The 14709-nt window shown below is 42.1% G+C and carries 16 protein-coding genes and 1 pseudogene; 5 read left to right on the top strand and 12 right to left on the bottom strand.

Going from position 1 to position 14709, the window contains the following annotated elements; genetic code table 11:
- Positions 1 to 31: 31 nt before the first annotated feature.
- Together AC1DF0_RS12965 and AC1DF0_RS12960 are read right to left on the bottom strand one after the other, a co-directional pair.
- Positions 32 to 1126 (bottom strand): DUF3626 domain-containing protein, encoded by a 1095-nt coding sequence (locus AC1DF0_RS12965; RefSeq protein WP_477574278.1) that lies wholly within the window; start codon positions 1124 to 1126, stop codon positions 32 to 34.
- Positions 1127 to 1177: 51 nt separating this feature from the next.
- Positions 1178 to 1858: a TetR/AcrR family transcriptional regulator gene (locus AC1DF0_RS12960; RefSeq protein WP_477574277.1), complete on the bottom strand. Its 681-nt coding sequence runs from the start codon at positions 1856 to 1858 to the stop codon at positions 1178 to 1180.
- Between the two features lie 136 nt (positions 1859 to 1994).
- On the opposite strand from AC1DF0_RS12960, the gene AC1DF0_RS12955 reads away from it, so the two are divergent.
- The 3 genes from AC1DF0_RS12955 (at position 1995) to AC1DF0_RS12945 (ending at position 4433) form a co-directional block, all read left to right on the top strand.
- Positions 1995 to 3347, top strand: a complete 1353-nt coding sequence (locus tag AC1DF0_RS12955; RefSeq protein WP_477574276.1) for an MATE family efflux transporter — start codon at positions 1995 to 1997, stop codon at positions 3345 to 3347.
- A 165-nt stretch (positions 3348 to 3512) separates the two neighbouring features.
- Complete coding sequence (locus AC1DF0_RS12950; RefSeq protein WP_442052647.1) at positions 3513 to 3848, top strand: DUF1801 domain-containing protein; 336 nt, start codon at positions 3513 to 3515, stop codon at positions 3846 to 3848.
- A gap of 84 nt (positions 3849 to 3932) precedes the next feature.
- Entirely contained in the window at positions 3933 to 4433 is a 501-nt protein-coding gene (locus AC1DF0_RS12945) for an SRPBCC family protein (RefSeq protein WP_477574275.1), read from the top strand.
- Positions 4434 to 4608: 175 nt separating this feature from the next.
- On the opposite strand, the gene AC1DF0_RS12940 is transcribed toward AC1DF0_RS12945, so the two are convergent.
- Both AC1DF0_RS12940 and AC1DF0_RS12935 read right to left on the bottom strand, forming a co-directional pair.
- Positions 4609 to 5154, bottom strand: a complete 546-nt coding sequence (locus AC1DF0_RS12940; RefSeq protein WP_477574274.1) for a hypothetical protein — start codon at positions 5152 to 5154, stop codon at positions 4609 to 4611.
- 142 nt (positions 5155 to 5296) lie between these two features.
- Positions 5297 to 5848 carry a TetR/AcrR family transcriptional regulator gene (locus AC1DF0_RS12935; RefSeq protein ID WP_477574273.1) on the bottom strand — a complete coding sequence of 184 codons (552 nt, stop codon included), beginning with the start codon at positions 5846 to 5848 and terminating at the stop codon, positions 5297 to 5299.
- Between the two features lie 140 nt (positions 5849 to 5988).
- Here AC1DF0_RS12935 and AC1DF0_RS12930 point away from each other — a divergent pair, with 140 nt between their 5' ends.
- The gene (locus tag AC1DF0_RS12930; RefSeq protein ID WP_477574272.1) at positions 5989 to 6909 is read left to right on the top strand and encodes a ketopantoate reductase family protein; all 921 of its coding nucleotides are present in this window, start codon (positions 5989 to 5991) and stop codon (positions 6907 to 6909) included.
- Between the two features lie 144 nt (positions 6910 to 7053).
- On the opposite strand, the gene AC1DF0_RS12925 is transcribed toward AC1DF0_RS12930, so the two are convergent.
- The 4 genes and pseudogenes from AC1DF0_RS12925 to AC1DF0_RS12910 form a co-directional block, all read right to left on the bottom strand.
- A complete protein-coding gene (locus tag AC1DF0_RS12925; protein ID WP_442053546.1) occupies positions 7054 to 7629 on the bottom strand; it encodes a dihydrofolate reductase family protein in 576 nt (191 codons plus the stop codon).
- A 200-nt stretch (positions 7630 to 7829) separates the two neighbouring features.
- Positions 7830 to 8285 carry a DinB family protein gene (locus AC1DF0_RS12920; RefSeq protein WP_442053547.1) on the bottom strand — a complete coding sequence of 152 codons (456 nt, stop codon included), beginning with the start codon at positions 8283 to 8285 and terminating at the stop codon, positions 7830 to 7832.
- 224 nt (positions 8286 to 8509) lie between these two features.
- Positions 8510 to 8953 (bottom strand): annotated as a pseudogene (locus AC1DF0_RS12915) (aldo/keto reductase); the annotation flags it as partial.
- Between the two features lie 149 nt (positions 8954 to 9102).
- A complete protein-coding gene (locus AC1DF0_RS12910; RefSeq protein WP_477574271.1) occupies positions 9103 to 9450 on the bottom strand; it encodes a YfjL-like protein in 348 nt (115 codons plus the stop codon).
- A 181-nt stretch (positions 9451 to 9631) separates the two neighbouring features.
- On the opposite strand from AC1DF0_RS12910, the gene AC1DF0_RS12905 reads away from it, so the two are divergent.
- Positions 9632 to 10900 (top strand): carboxylate--amine ligase, encoded by a 1269-nt coding sequence (locus AC1DF0_RS12905; protein ID WP_477574270.1) that lies wholly within the window; start codon positions 9632 to 9634, stop codon positions 10898 to 10900.
- Between the two features lie 162 nt (positions 10901 to 11062).
- On the opposite strand, the gene AC1DF0_RS12900 is transcribed toward AC1DF0_RS12905, so the two are convergent.
- The 4 genes from AC1DF0_RS12900 to AC1DF0_RS12885 all read right to left on the bottom strand — a co-directional run bounded on the left by AC1DF0_RS12900 (position 11063) and on the right by AC1DF0_RS12885 (position 14679).
- Positions 11063 to 11275, bottom strand: a complete 213-nt coding sequence (locus tag AC1DF0_RS12900) for a hypothetical protein (RefSeq protein WP_477574269.1) — start codon at positions 11273 to 11275, stop codon at positions 11063 to 11065.
- Positions 11276 to 11446: 171 nt separating this feature from the next.
- Positions 11447 to 11830, bottom strand: coding sequence for a hypothetical protein (locus AC1DF0_RS12895; protein ID WP_477574268.1), 384 nt, complete (start codon positions 11828 to 11830; stop codon positions 11447 to 11449).
- A 458-nt stretch (positions 11831 to 12288) separates the two neighbouring features.
- A complete protein-coding gene (locus AC1DF0_RS12890; protein ID WP_477574267.1) occupies positions 12289 to 13170 on the bottom strand; it encodes an AraC family transcriptional regulator in 882 nt (293 codons plus the stop codon).
- Between the two features lie 147 nt (positions 13171 to 13317).
- Positions 13318 to 14679, bottom strand: a complete 1362-nt coding sequence (locus tag AC1DF0_RS12885; protein ID WP_475821905.1) for an MATE family efflux transporter — start codon at positions 14677 to 14679, stop codon at positions 13318 to 13320.
- Between the last annotated feature and the right edge of the window lie 30 nt (positions 14680 to 14709).

The following is a 14709-nucleotide window of genomic DNA, read 5'->3' as shown; positions in this document are numbered from 1 at the left end:
ACCAACGAGTTGGTCGACTTCTTTTCTGTTGTCATTCAACAGGATTGCCGAACCTTACCAGTACGTGCCACATGAATTTTAATTCTTGGAGTACCTCTTCATAAGTTCCTCTATCGCTCCATAATTCGGGATTACGTTTCAAGTCATTAACAGCAGCTCCAACGATGCGGGTATCAATTCGATTTTTCTTGGCTATTCGTTTAGCCAGTGAAGGCATAGTTGGCCCCCTAAAATCGGATGGTACGTCATCAGCCTCAATAGAAAATCCTTTATGCCAATGAAGTTCAATTGAATATTTCGAGCATAGCTTCTCTAATGTTCTCCCTACGTCAGTTCCTTGAAATGAAGGGTCAACTATCAGTATTTCCACGTCATTTTCAAGCGATATGTCACCATGGACTTGAGCCTCAATAAAGTGATTAAGATTTCGGCTTGGCATTTGTTTTAAGCGATTAGTAATAGGCAACTCTTGGCATGTTAACAGTCGATCGATCACTTTTCGAGGTGATAGATTTTGTTCCCCAAGGGCATATTCTCGGAAGAATGCGTCTTTAAGAACGGCAGCGATAATGTCATCGAATTCTTCATAGGTGCCTTTTTCTGCAGGATCATCCTGGGAGCCACCGTAAGTATACGAGCTACGATAGGAAACCTGTGGATAAAGAAGGAAATAGCATGACCCAAACCTCGGAGACGGACCATCAGAATGTAACATTAAATCTAAAGCCCCGTATTTTGGCCTCTCCATATTGCTGACTCCCTCCAACTGATAAACTCCTCCAAACAGCCCCATCTCCCAAATGTCTCGAGCACCGCCTGGGAATGCAGACACGCTGCCATTAGAAATCTGCGTTTCAAACTGACTCTTATAGATCCCTTGCTCATGTAATGCTTGTGCCACACTTTTCATGTCTGCAAGTGGACGGTCAGGATGGAAATGTAACGCGACTCTGGCATGTGATCGCAGTTTAGCGACAGCATCCTCAAATATACCTAGAGGGATATTCGACAACTGGAGAATTTCTCGGATAGATGCTTGTGCAGCTTCTCTTCGGCTACTGGCATACTGTTTGATATACTGAATGGCCAGGGCTTGTGAACTCGTAAGGCGACTGTTTTTTGACATGCACATCACCAGCCTTAAAAATCATTTGATATATATTTTGTTGCGCTAATTCTACTTTTCCTGTTGCTTTATTACCTGATCAATTCCCAAAAGAATAAGATTAACTCCGAACTCAAAAGCCCCGTCGGTTCCCATCAGATCGAACAGCCCACTCTTGAACATCCTACGGAATAGTCCCGCATCCGTCTCGCTCATGGAATCCAGAAGGCGCATCATCTCCCCGTCTGTAGGCACTCCCTGCTCCTTAAGAATATCGGAAACATTGCGCTGATGCTGATAATCGTCCAGAACGAAGTAGAAGACATAGTTCACAAGCGTAAGAACCGCTTGTAATTTCTGCTCTTGCTCAAGCGGCGTCGATTCCACACAAAGCAGCATACGGTTGGTGAAGCGGATAATGTCCGGTTCATGGGGCAAAGTCATCATCATGAGCTGCGTGGAGCAGGGATACCGGCTGAGCACACTCCGAACGGTTACCGCAAGACCCGTCATCTGCTCCTTCCAGTCGCCTTCGGAGCGGAACTCCTCCAAGATCATTTTCGATACCTGATTGGCCAGACGGTAGTAAAGATTCTGCTTACTCTCGAAGTACCAATAAAGAGAGGGAGCCTGAATTCCCAGACGGTCGGCCAATCTTCTCAGGCTGAATTTTTCGATGCCATCTTCCCCTAGAAGCTCCCACGAAGCTTCCAAAATCTTATCCTCTGAGATCTGAGGCTGCTGCTTTTTCATCGTCATCCGCCCTTTTATCTAACAGTGTAAGTTTGTACTTTACAGGTTCATAAGATCATGATATCATCTAACACTGTAAGGTTCAATCTAACACCGTTAGACTACGCCGAAATAAATGAAGAAAGTGGTGACCCGCATGGATACAGAAAACTTCCATTACTTTGAAAAAGCACCGGTCGCAAAAGCCGTAGCTCACTTTGCTGTACCGATGATGCTAGGCACGTCAATGAGTGTCATATATTCGATCTTGAATGCCTTTTTCCTTGGCACACTTCACAATACGGCCATGTTAACCGCACTCGCATTAACCTTGCCGTTATTCGCGATCATTATGGCGCTAGGCAACTTGATTGGCATGGGAAGCGGTACATTCATCTCCCGTTTATTAGGAGAGAAAAAATATGATGATCTTAAGCATGTGTCTTCATTCGCCTTTTATAGCAGTTTAGTTCTCGGTCTTATCGTGATGGCCGTCGGCATCCCGTTGATTAATCCCATCGTACATGGCMTGGGGGCAACGCCTGAATCCTTCGGTTTCACGAAGGACTACGTCACGATTATGCTAATAGGTTCACCATTCGTCGTATTATTCTTCACGCTGGAGAATATCGTCCGATCTGAGGGTGCAGCAATTACGTCGATGGTCGGTATGATTCTTAGTGTAGTTGTAAATATTATTCTCGATGCGCTAGTCATTTTTGTCTTCCATTGGGACGTGATCGGCGTTGCATCTGCTACGGTCTTTTCTAATTTGGTTGCGAGTGCGTTTTACGCCTTCCATATCGGATATAAGAGCCAATTCTTAACCGTCTCCGTAAAATGGTTCAAGGCAACCAAGGACATTTTGAGCAATGTATTCAAAATCGGAGTTCCCGTTTTTATTATGAGTATCTTTTTGGGTGCAATGTCGCTTATATTTAACCATTTTCTGGTCGAATATGGAGATCAGTCCGTAGCAGCTTACGGAATTTCATCACGTCTATTGCAATTTCCTGAGTTTATTCTGATGGGCTTATGCGAGGGCGTCGTGCCGCTCATTGCCTTCTCTTTTACAGCGAATAAATTACGGATGAAAAATACGATTGGATTCACGATCAAAGCGATTGTGGTGTTAGCAGCCGTGTTCGGCGTTATCGTCTATCTGATTTCCGATCATTTAATTGGATTATTCACAAATGATCCGCAATTAATTGAAATGGGCAGCTATATTCTACATGTAACGTTCTTATCCTTGTTCATTACAGGAATGACATCGTTGTTTACGGGGATCTTCCAGGCAACAGCGCAAGGAACCGCGGCATTTATTATGTCAGGTATTCAAGGAATTACTCTAATTCCTGTGCTGTATATCGCCAATCAAATGAACGGCTTCCACGGGGTAGTCTGGTCGCTGGTCATTGCGGATGCTGTCGCATTCCTTGTTGGAGCCATCATGCTGTATGTTCTACGAAATAAATTGCAGCCGGATTTGGATAATTTAGTACACTAGAAAAACATGTAACAGGCATGAATGCAAGATTAGGGAGATCGGAGATCCCCGATCCTGCCTTTTTTAGGTACATCAACGCGCCAAAATATGCATTGACAGGAATATTCCTTTACAGGTATATTTGACGTGTGAGTAAAAAACATCCCAACTGGAGGGAAATAAAAAATGAATCAGGAAGTTACAGCCTATATTGAAAATTTGCCAAAATGGCAGTCCATTATCAGCTCCACGCTACGCAATCTAGTGCATGAGACAATTCCGGCGGTAGAAGAACGAATTCAATATAAGAAGCCTCATTTTCTGAAAAATGGACATTATGCTGCCGTTATTTCGCCTTCTAAAGATGCGATTGCATTTATGATTATGAATGCTAACGGCATAGAATTCCCAAAAACATTCGATGGGCCTGCCGAACGAAAGTGGATCAAATTACGTGAAGACGATTCTGCGGATCTTTCACTGTTGTCGGAGCTTTTAAAACAAGCTTCAGACACGCTGTAAAAGCCTTAATCGGGACGGAACAAAGAAGCATCTATAGAATTTGCAGAAATCAAGTACAATACTTAGATCTGAGGAGGATTAAAAATGAGCAACCCTAAAGGAATTTTTCTGACACGTGAATTTAACGCTCCGCGCGAGCTGGTGTACAAAGTATGGACCGAACCTGATCACTTCGGCAACTGGTGGGGCCCCCAGGGATTCACCCTTGAAGTCGTTAAGATGGAAGTGCATCCAGGCGGAATGTTTTTCGGATGTCAGAAGTCGCCGGACGGACAGCATGTCATGTGGGGCAAGTTTGTTTACCAAGAAGTTCAGCCGCCTGAGAAGCTGATATGGGTCCAATCTTTCTCTGATGAAAATGGCAATACCATCCGCGCTCCATTTAACCCACAATGGCCTCTTGAAATCTTGAACATCCTGACGCTTGAAGAAGTCGAAGGTAAGACAATCCTGACGCTTCAAGGAGGCCCACTGAATGCTTCAGATGAAGAACAGGCCGCATACGATGCAATGGCACTGATGGCTGCACAAGGTATGGAGGGAACGTTCGAGCAACTGGCCAATTATCTGTCCACACAATTATAAAAAATTAATAACATCCAAACTTCCCGCGTGCCAATAATGGCACGCGTTTGTTTGATGTGCCCTTACTCTAAAGAAAAAAAGGAGCAACTGCCGGATCCCAGACTACTACCGTAGCACCTGATCCAGAGTGTGTTATTCAACTATCGTTCCCCGATATCGTAATAAACGGATTCGATTACTTTTCTAAATTAAATCCATCGATTAAAACGCTAACTTCGTTTAATGTTTTATACTGCTCACTTAAACTCTTGCCTTTAATTTTATTTTGAAAATCCAGTGTTTTAACTACTTGCGAAACATAAGAGATATATTGTTTCAATTTCTGATTCATTTCATCGTTGAATTCATCTGTTACACGATTATCTAAAGAATAGACAACAGGCGACGAAGATTTCGGGTTGTTGAAAATATTTATATTTTCAGGGAAATTCACTTTCTCTCCAACAGAATTATAGTTTTTGGTTAGATTAAAGTTATGATAGATGTTCGCGTACGCTCCGACTAGCGAATTAACATAATCTACTTTGTCATCTTCATGGTTAAGTGCAGTTTCTAAATCTAGTAGCACTTCATTTTGCTGTATAGCATATTGAAGGATAACTCCTTTTTTCATATCTGTATTTTCTTGATACAACTGATACAAGAAAAATAAGCACACAATAAAAATAATATTTAAACCAAATGAAATTGAAATTATGAGTTTCCTTTTACTAATCGACATAACGAATGCCCCCTAAATAGTTACCTTCCCACTCCCGAATCCAAATAAAACGTTCACTGTCATTGCATCTGCTATTTACACCGTTAACAAGCTTATGCGCGCTTTTTTATTGTTATACAACATATGGATTTGGTTTGAATGATCATTCTTTAAAATAGGGCGTAATCCCTCTTAAATATAGGTTCTCCACTAACTTGAAAAATTGTTCTGACGATAAATCCTTTTGACGCTGGAGCCAAAGACGAAATAAAGAAAGGGAAGTTGTCAGGTAAAACTCCATTAAGTATGGCGTTAAGGTATGGTTTTGCGGAACGTTTAGTTCTAATTGATTCAAAGTGGTTTCTTTCTTTAAGCGTTTTAAAAAACGGATACTTCCATAATCACCCAAAAGAGCATTAAGAACCAGGAGATGTTCTCTTTTGTCCAGACAATAAAACGTATCTTGAACCGTATGCATCGATAGCTCTTTATTCGCCAATTCTTTTTTTATGTCATTCAATAAGTCATTTTCAACAGAATCTAACAGTTCGTAAATGTCAGTAAAGTATTGATAAAAGGTGCTGCGGTTAAATCCTGACTTATTCGCAATTTCCTGAACCGAAATTTTCTCAATCGGCTTTTGGCTATATAACTCACAAAAAACCTCTACAAACTTATGTCTTGTTTTCTCCGTTATTTGGGGTTGTTTTTTCATGTTTCCCTCCTACTAGCGAATACCAATATCATCCGACAAATAATAAAAAACTGATGGTTGATCAAGGAATAATAAAGATTTACAATCACATCATACAACATGTTGTCTGATGATCAAAAGGAAAAGCAGGGGTGGTTTTAATGTCAGCAAAACAAGATAGAATTTTAATTTTTGGTGCAGGTGTCATCGGAAGCATGTACGCAATTAAGCTTATTGAAGCAGGGTTTGACGTTAGCCTGTTTGCACATTCTAATAGATTTCAATCATTAAGAGAAAATGGCCTGCAATATAAAGAAAAAAGTAAAGTTAGATCGATACAAGCGAATGTCATTGATACGCTCGAAAATGACGATGTATACGATTTTATTTTCGTTACCGTTCGTTATGATCGGTCCGAATCAGCGTTGTTAGCGCTAAAAGATAATCAGAGCAAAAATATAGTTACGATGACTAGTAATTCAATTGGATTTTCTTCGTGGCTGGATATTGTAGGGGATAGGCTTTTACCAGCTTTTCCCGGCTTCGGCGGACAGATTAAAGATGGAGTATTGCATGCTCGATTTCTACCAAAGATTATAGCGGCAACTGCTTTTGGAGAAATTAATGGTGTAGTGACAGAACGCATAGAAACCCTCGCAAAATTATTTAAAACAGCAAAGCTTCCCTACGTTGTTAAAAAGGATATGCAAGCGTATCTAATCACACATTCCGTATCAGACATTGCCATGTTGAGCTTTTTGCATTCTGAGAATAAGATAATTGACAAAAAAACAACCAGAACCAGAATGAAGGCACGCAAAATAACAGTCACTTTAAAAGCATATCTTAGGGCAATACAAAAAGCAGGCGTTTCAATTGATCCACCAATGCTTAAAATGGTGTTTAAATTCCCAAACTTATTTTTGGATCTTTTCTTTATGGCATGGCTACGAACTAAAATGGTTAGGGATATGATGTTGCCGGATTATGCGAACAGTGCTAACAATGAGATTGTGAAGCTGAGTAATGATTTAATGAAATTTTTAAGTCAAAATGTCAAATCAGAAATACATGTTCAGTAATATGAACAACTACAGCGGCAGTCTAAGACTTTATTTATCGAGTCTTGTTCTGTCGCTGCTTTATTTATTGGACCAGTCTAAAACTTATTTTTAAGAAGTTGATGACTTTTTTTCACAGAACATAATCTACTATAGGAGACAAGGTCATCTTACCGTCTGGTATACGAGACCTAAGGCTCCAGAATTAAAGGTCTTGTTTTCGATTAGCTTAAGATTGACCTTCTCCTTGAGACCTTGGAATAACGGCAATCCCTTACCGATCAGGACGGGAGAAACCGTAATTTTATACTCATCAATTAAATCAAGCTGCATAAGGTGATGTGCCAACCTAGGACTGCCGAGGATGACCATATCCTTGCCTGGCTGCTGTTTGAGGTTATTGATCTCTTTCTCGACATCTTCTTTCACGAGTCTGGAATTATTCCATTCGACTTTCTCCAGCGTCGTGGAAAACACGATTTTGGCTGTCTTTTCGATCCACTCGGCATGATTCCGTTCATGCTGCGAAGCTGATGGGTTCGAAGGCACAGACGGCCAGTAACTGTGCATCATCTGATAAGTCCCACGTCCCCAAATGACAGTGTCGGCAGTACTCAGAATTTCTTTCGCGTGTTTCTCCAAATCAGCATCGTAGGAAACCCAGCCAATGTCCATTTCACCATTCGGCCCTTCTACAAAACCGTCAAGCGATGCGTGCAGAAATAGAACGAGTTTTCTCATGTTCGTTTCTCCTCCAATTTTGAATTTATTTGTTCGATTTTTTGGCCGTTGGCCCGCGTATCACCCTGCTGTTACATTCATAATAAATCATTACGTAACGTAAGGTTCAAGTGGAAATCTGAATTTTTTTGAAGACAACAATGTTGCGCAAAACTGTCCGTTACTTCAATGGCGAACAGCAGCCGATCTTATCAGGCCAGTTAGAGCCTCGCGAACGTGATGTAATCGACTTGGACAGGCTCTGCCGATTCGATCCGAAGTGCCCGGTTGATTTGCCCCCGGTGATATTGCCCATGTAAGAGAACCTGCAACAGGATGTCCCGGATGGACGTTTGGAACGGAACCCCGCTCTGGTTCGCATAGTCGATCATCTCGTCCAACTCGGATTCCTCCAGCCCTTCGATATAGACGCGATATTGATCGGCGTTTTCTTCGAACATCACTCGAATCGCCATCAGGTCATCCACTTCCTCCCACAACGAATACTGCGCGCTGCCCTTGCCCTGCAATCGGGACAGCCAGACTCGTTCCGCGACCGCGATGTGCCGAACCAGCTTCAGTAGATCCTTGTTCTTCGTCTCACTCTCCTCGAGCGCGTCCAAGATGCGTCCGTCCGCCCAGTATAGGTGGTCCATCATGCACTTAATCGTCTTCATTTCGGTTTCCCCCTCTTCGTCTCATCGATTATTTGAACCTACTATTATCCGTTAGTTTAATCATTTGAATCAACTAAAACAACTTTTTTTCATGTGAATTCCTTGTTGCTGTAGCACTTCCCCATTCGGTCGTTTCTACATGGGGGCGTACACAACCAGAAATATGTGGTCCAACAACAGGCTTTACATCCAGCGTTAATGAAATGATAAAAGAGAACGAATATTTATTTCACAAAAAACTTCATCATCTTTATATAAAATGGATTAACCAAATAACCAATCGGATTGACCGAATACCTTTTGCCCGTATTCAATCGATCTATTTTTTCTATTTCTTTTTCTGTTAATTCAAAGTCGAATATCTCAGTATTTTCTTTTATTCTTCGTGAGTTTGAGGATTTTGGAATCACAATAACCCCCCTTTGTAAATGCCAACGCAAGATGACTTTAGCCACCGACTTATTGTGATGAAAGGCTATTTTGACCAACTCCGGACGATCAAGCAACGCTTTATTTCCTTGCCCCAATGGTCCCCAGGCCTCATGTAACCTATGCCGAGCGAGATATTCGTGCAATTCGTTCTGTGGAAACTCCGGATGAGTCTCGATTTGATTAATCATCGGCGGAATCCTGGAATGCTTCATTACATTCTCAAGGTTTGAACTAAACTGCCAGTTACTTCAACAAAAATAAATATAGGAGCAGAACCACTAAGGCTGTTCTGCTCCTTGGGCATTCTGTTACCGGGTTGGTGATATTAAGATATCGTTAATTGAGTAATAGTATATATAAAAAAAGTGTTTCTCAACAAACAATTTCACATCGGATCGCGGAAATTATCGTCTAATTCTGTATTCATATTGATTTTATAAACGGTATATTGCTTATGAGAGTTGTCGTTAAGAAAATAAAAATGAGCTTCGAAGTAATCATGATCTCCATTAGACCATTTGAAGCTGTACTCAATATCAAGTAATTTCGTTTTTTCGTCAGGGTAAGTCTTTTTCAAATACTGAATTGCTTCATTCTTAAAGTTATATTTTTGAAATGGACTGCCGTAAGCCAAGGAGTATACAAAAAACACTAGATATCCTGCACCTATCAGAACAACGATTAATAGTAGCTTTGACAGAAACCTCAAAGTTATCACGCTCCCGTTAAACATGTCATTATGTATTCTAGGTGTTGTTAGAACATTACAATAGTACTATCTTTACTTAGTACTCGAAAATCGAAGATGATGGCGAAGTACTATACAGGAGACTATTGCATTATAGGCTTCTTGATGCTGAGAATAAGCTATAATAATAGCAAAGAACGAAAAATTTATTGAACGAGGAGAAAGTATGAATCCTAACGATTTTGTAGCGATAATTCTTGGCAGTGATGAGAATGCCTATGGCAACGTCAGACTTATCCATGAAACCTATCAGATCAAACCGCTCCTGGTTTGTACTCGACTGTTGATTCCAACCAGACACAGCAACTTATTCGATCTTATCCAAATCGATCATTTCGACAATGAGGATGTTTTTCCCGGCGCGTTGTTGTCCATCTTGGAGAAATTTGCCTCCTCGAACAAGAAACTGATCGTCATTCCTTGTTCTGATTACTATGCCGGGATGTTGTCGCGCCACTATGGCAAATTCAATGGATTGATAGCAAATCATTTTCTATCAGACATGTTGTTGGAAACGCTCGATACTAAAGACAAGTTCTATGAACTGTGCGATCGATTCGGTTTAGACTATCCAAGGACGCTTGTTTGTGAGCCGCATGAACGTGAAAATGCTTTGGAACGCATAGAATTTCAATTTCCGATTGTTGTAAAACCTGAGAATAGTAATGCCTATGAATACCTTCATTGTTACTTCAAAGGCAAAAAGAAAGTGTTCTTCTTTAACAATCGTGAAGAATATTTAGCGATGATCAGCAACATGAATACATCCGGCTATAATGGCAAACTGATCATACAAGAGTTTATTCCCGGCGGCGATAGCGCAATGCGAGTGATCAACAGCTACTCCGATGATAGTGGGAACGTGAAAATGATGTGTCTCGGTCAGCCTGTGCTCGAAGAATATGCGCCGAATACGTTAGGTAACTACGCCGCTATCATTAGCCGCTCAGATATGGACATATATGAGAAGGTTAAGGCATTCTTGGAGAAAGTCGGTTATGTTGGATTTTCCAACATCGACATGAAGTTCGATAGCAGGACGGGCAAATACATGATGTTCGAAATCAACCCGCGATTAGGTAGAAGTAGTTTGTTCGTACGGGGGGCCGGGTTGAATATGATAACAGCGCTCATAAGTCACGTCGTTTACGGCGAAGACACCGAATGCAAATACGGTCAAGCTACCGCATTATGGACTAACGTACCGAAAATGGTATTGAAGCGCTACGTCACCGATCCGGCGTTGTCGATCGAGATCGATAAGCTTTATAAGCAGAAAAGAGTGATCCGCTCACTTTGGTACAACAAAGACCTAAATGTGAAGCGTATTATTAGTGTCTCGCGCTATTTTTTTGGACACATTAACAACTATCGGCGATATTATTTTGATAAAGAACAAGCCTTATTTGTGGATCAAGACCGCTCGGAACGATAACAAGAAACGATAGCCAACTGAAGCAGCTATGCCGATAAGCTAAATATAATTATCATGGACTACCATAGATATATAGTTAATTTGATGTAGTTGAAGAAAGACAACCGGTCATTTCTGGACGGTTGTCTTTTTGTTTTTGTTGATCTGTCATTCACCTTCAGGTTAATCATCAACTTGAGCTGACACTAAAATTGATAAACCCCGTTCTTCACCATAATCCCATAATTTCACCCACGGATATGTTCCAGTAGGAAGCAGAAATGTCCTTATTTCAAATGGCTTAATATTGTCCATATCACACTTAATGCCGCTTATCTCCGTACCAGGGTGAATACTGATTAGTCTTCCAGTGTCATTATAAAATTTGAATTTCATTCGACGCACCTTTCTTTCTATAAACCCCAGAATAATGTTTTCCACCAATCTATTAATCTCTAGCCCGTTAGTATAATGAGTTGTACTAATTATCAAACCAAAAGACCATACGGATATTTTCTGGCTCGTCAATTTTAATTAAACGGGGGATAAACTCATCCACAAAAGGAATTACCATCGCTCTAGATGAAAAATTTCATCATTGTCATCCTCGAAATTTTGTTGCCAATCATATTCGAGAAGTTCTTTTAAAGTAAGCCAACTTCTGGTATGTGCATCCTCACCTTCTATATCACTTCGATTTTTCACTTCTGGGCTAACATCGTCAGGCAGTCCCTTTGGTAACGCAATAGGATGGATATCATAATGATTTCTTACATCCGCTAGTATCGCAAATAAGAGATAATTTCTATCCCTCCAGTATGGTTTTTGAACCCATGTTTCCTCATAGTCAGGGGTATGTATCCATTCGTCTAAGCTTATCCATTCAGTTAACAAAGGATTGTCTTTTTTGATTGTTTTCTGCTCGATAAATACATGAATATCGGTGCCCATCTGTTCCCATTCCTTTCATTAATGAAACTCACTTGAGGTTCAGTGATCTTCGAAAATTTACTACATACTGGATTAAATAATACTACTTAGCTCAATGATTAGGCTATGAAAAATCCATCTGGGTAGATTTTATCTTCGTCCGTATCTACATCAGGATATCGTTTAAAGACTGACTGAAAATTGTCTTGTATAATTAGATGGTCGATAAGCAGTTCAATTCTCTGCCTGCTAATAACGTCAATTAATACCATGTGACTGGACCAAAAATATGTACCATTCATACATTCACCTGAATTTATGTTCTTTTGCCTCAACGACTCAATATTCTTGTAGGTGAAAAAACTTGTAAGTATTCTGTAAGTTAACTAAATGAAGAAACTTCAGTCTGTTAATTCACAAACAAACAGAAAGAGATGTCGAAGATCGACATCTCTTTCTACATTCCATTACATTTTCCATTATTGCTGCTCGAGAACTCGCTTCGTAACCGGTATCCATATTTCGCTTCGATAATTCGGAGAGGAGACATCTTTGCTTTCATTCCACAGCAGCTCAGGTCCGTTAATCTGCTCATAGCTCGAGGAAGGGAACCACTCGGAATAGATGCGACCCCATATTTCTTGGAGCGTTTGGGGAAACGGACCAACCGCCTCGAACACCGCCCAGTCGCATGCCGGCACTTCCAAGCACGCCAGATCATCCGGACATGCCAATGTCGTAGCCGCTCCGATATAATGATCGAGCCCTCCTTTCTCCTCCATTCGCTCTTCGGAGAAATTGACCGATGCGCTGATTAACCCGATAGGCTGCGTATTGGATAAGCTTTTCAACTGTCCGATTATTTCCTCATTCAAGCTTCCCCACATCGCAGCAATTTCAGGATTCACTCCCTCGAATTGAATGGGAACCCGCTTCATAATGCCGACGATGCGAAAAGCTTCTTTTTGCTCGATACGATAATTCATTGCACTTACCCCTTTGATGGTCAGCTGGAAGGTCATACGAGGATATGCAAGCAATGACTGCCCGTTAACCCTCGCTTCGGTTGGAGTTATACCATGCATGCTCAGGAACGCTCTCGAGAAGGAATCCGGCGATTGATATCCGTATTTGACCGCCACGTCAATAACCCTCACGGAGCTTTCCTTAAGCTCAAAGGCGGCTAGCGTTAAGCGTCTGCGGCGAATGTATTCGGACAGCGGCACTCCTGTAAGAAACGAGAACATTTTTTTGAAATGAAACTCCGAGCAAAATGCCAGCCGCGCTGCCTCCTTGAAGTCAATATCATCCGCCAGATGTTCCTCGATATAGTTTAACGCTGCATTCATAGATTCAAGCATTCGGTATGACTCCTTCCTTCTTCCGCAACTATAACGTAACAAATATGATGCCGAACGTTCCGACTTTTCGTGTCCGATGATGCAGGGGGTGCAACAAAGAAAGACGCCAAGCGTTAAGCGAGTCGTCTTTCCAATCGTGCTCATGCTTCATATGAGCTTATGCTTATACCACTTCTTCCCGCGGAAGCGCCATAGGAAGATCGCTCCGCGTACGCCCCATTCACAGTTCATTGCAATCCATACCCCCATAATGCCTAAGCCCGCTGTAATGCCCAGCAAGTAACCTAGTATGACGCGGAATAACCACATGCTAAGCATCGAAGACAACGAGGTGAAGCGGGAATCGCCAGCCGCCCGCAGCGCGGACGGCAATATGAAGCTCATCGCCCACAACGGGATTTGCACGATTGCCGTAAGCAGCAGCACCCAAAAGATGTCGTCTACAATTTCGGCAGGAGGTTCGAACAACCCTACCAATAACGGATAGAACGGCATAAGTATAATCCCCATCACGAATAACATTAGCGATGCTATCCATAGGAACGACTTGACGAACTTGCGCGCATCGGCCACATCGCCTCGTCCAATGCACTGACCGACAACAGTGACGATCGTTAAGGACAATGCGGCACCTGGAATTTGCAGGAGACCAGTCAGTACAGAAGCAATCGCGTTCGTAGCAATCGCGTACGTTCCTAGGCTAACGATGAACACCTGGGTGAGCAGCTTGCCGCCGTTGAAGAACATCTGCTCGGCGGCGAATGGCAGTCCGATGGACATAATCTTCTTCAGCATGGAGATCGGGACATGGAACATATCGCGCAAGCGCAGATGCATTGTCCCATCCATTTTGAACAAATAATAGATCGCGCAAGCAGCCCCGGCAAATCTGGCGATATTGATCGCAATCGTCATTCCCATAACACCCATATTCAACATCGTAATGAATACAATGTTAAGCAGCACATACAACAGGTTCATTATTAACGAAAGCGCGAGCGAAGCGCGGCTCTTCCCGACTCCTCTAAGCGCGCCGCATACGGCTTGAACAATCGCCAGCCCAAGGAAAGAAATGCCGCTCCCTATAAGATAAATTCTTGCACTATCCAGCACTTCGGCTGACGCGGAACCGAACAGTAAACGCAGCAGCGGATTATGCAATGCAATGATGAGCAGCCCGATTACTACGGAGAGCATGGAGACGGAAGCAATGCTGCCCGACGTGGCACGAGCTACCATCTGATTGTTCCCGCTCCCCTTATATTGCGCTACGACGACAGTGCCCCCGGTTGCTACGGCTACGAAAACATTAATAAGAAATAAATTCAAGGAATCGACCATATTGACCGCGCTAACCGCCGATACGCCGGAGGAGCTGATCATCGCGGTGTTCACGAGATTCAGTCCGACGATAAACGCCTGATCAATCAGAATCGGGATATACAAAGCGATAATCGCCCTGTAATCCATCGACTCGCCAGTCAAATACTTATTCAAATACGCACTCATCTGCGTTCGCAAACGAATCGGAATCAATAC

It is taken from the genome of Paenibacillus sp. 05T425 (assembly GCF_056396205.1).
This window is presented reverse-complemented; position numbering and strand designations above follow the sequence as displayed.

Excerpts from the sequence above, each read along its gene's own strand:
- AC1DF0_RS12895 (WP_477574268.1), bottom strand. The coding sequence starts at position 11,830 with ATGGGCACCGATATTCATGTATTTATCGAGCAGAAAACAATCAAAAAA.
- AC1DF0_RS12900 (WP_477574269.1), bottom strand. The coding sequence starts at position 11,275 with ATGAAATTCAAATTTTATAATGACACTGGAAGACTAATCAGTATTCAC.
- AC1DF0_RS12925 (WP_442053546.1), bottom strand. The coding sequence starts at position 7,629 with ATGAGAAAACTCGTTCTATTTCTGCACGCATCGCTTGACGGTTTTGTA.
- AC1DF0_RS12935 (WP_477574273.1), bottom strand. The coding sequence starts at position 5,848 with ATGAAAAAACAACCCCAAATAACGGAGAAAACAAGACATAAGTTTGTA.
- AC1DF0_RS12910 (WP_477574271.1), bottom strand. The coding sequence starts at position 9,450 with ATGTTTAACGGGAGCGTGATAACTTTGAGGTTTCTGTCAAAGCTACTA.
- AC1DF0_RS12885 (WP_475821905.1), bottom strand. The coding sequence starts at position 14,679 with ATGAGTGCGTATTTGAATAAGTATTTGACTGGCGAGTCGATGGATTAC.
- AC1DF0_RS12930 (WP_477574272.1), top strand. The coding sequence starts at position 5,989 with ATGTCAGCAAAACAAGATAGAATTTTAATTTTTGGTGCAGGTGTCATC.
- AC1DF0_RS12905 (WP_477574270.1), top strand. The coding sequence starts at position 9,632 with ATGAATCCTAACGATTTTGTAGCGATAATTCTTGGCAGTGATGAGAAT.
- AC1DF0_RS12920 (WP_442053547.1), bottom strand. The coding sequence starts at position 8,285 with ATGAAGACGATTAAGTGCATGATGGACCACCTATACTGGGCGGACGGA.
- AC1DF0_RS12965 (WP_477574278.1), bottom strand. The coding sequence starts at position 1,126 with ATGTCAAAAAACAGTCGCCTTACGAGTTCACAAGCCCTGGCCATTCAG.
- AC1DF0_RS12940 (WP_477574274.1), bottom strand. The coding sequence starts at position 5,154 with ATGTCGATTAGTAAAAGGAAACTCATAATTTCAATTTCATTTGGTTTA.
- AC1DF0_RS12945 (WP_477574275.1), top strand. The coding sequence starts at position 3,933 with ATGAGCAACCCTAAAGGAATTTTTCTGACACGTGAATTTAACGCTCCG.
- AC1DF0_RS12890 (WP_477574267.1), bottom strand. The coding sequence starts at position 13,170 with ATGCTTGAATCTATGAATGCAGCGTTAAACTATATCGAGGAACATCTG.
- AC1DF0_RS12960 (WP_477574277.1), bottom strand. The coding sequence starts at position 1,858 with ATGAAAAAGCAGCAGCCTCAGATCTCAGAGGATAAGATTTTGGAAGCT.
- AC1DF0_RS12950 (WP_442052647.1), top strand. The coding sequence starts at position 3,513 with ATGAATCAGGAAGTTACAGCCTATATTGAAAATTTGCCAAAATGGCAG.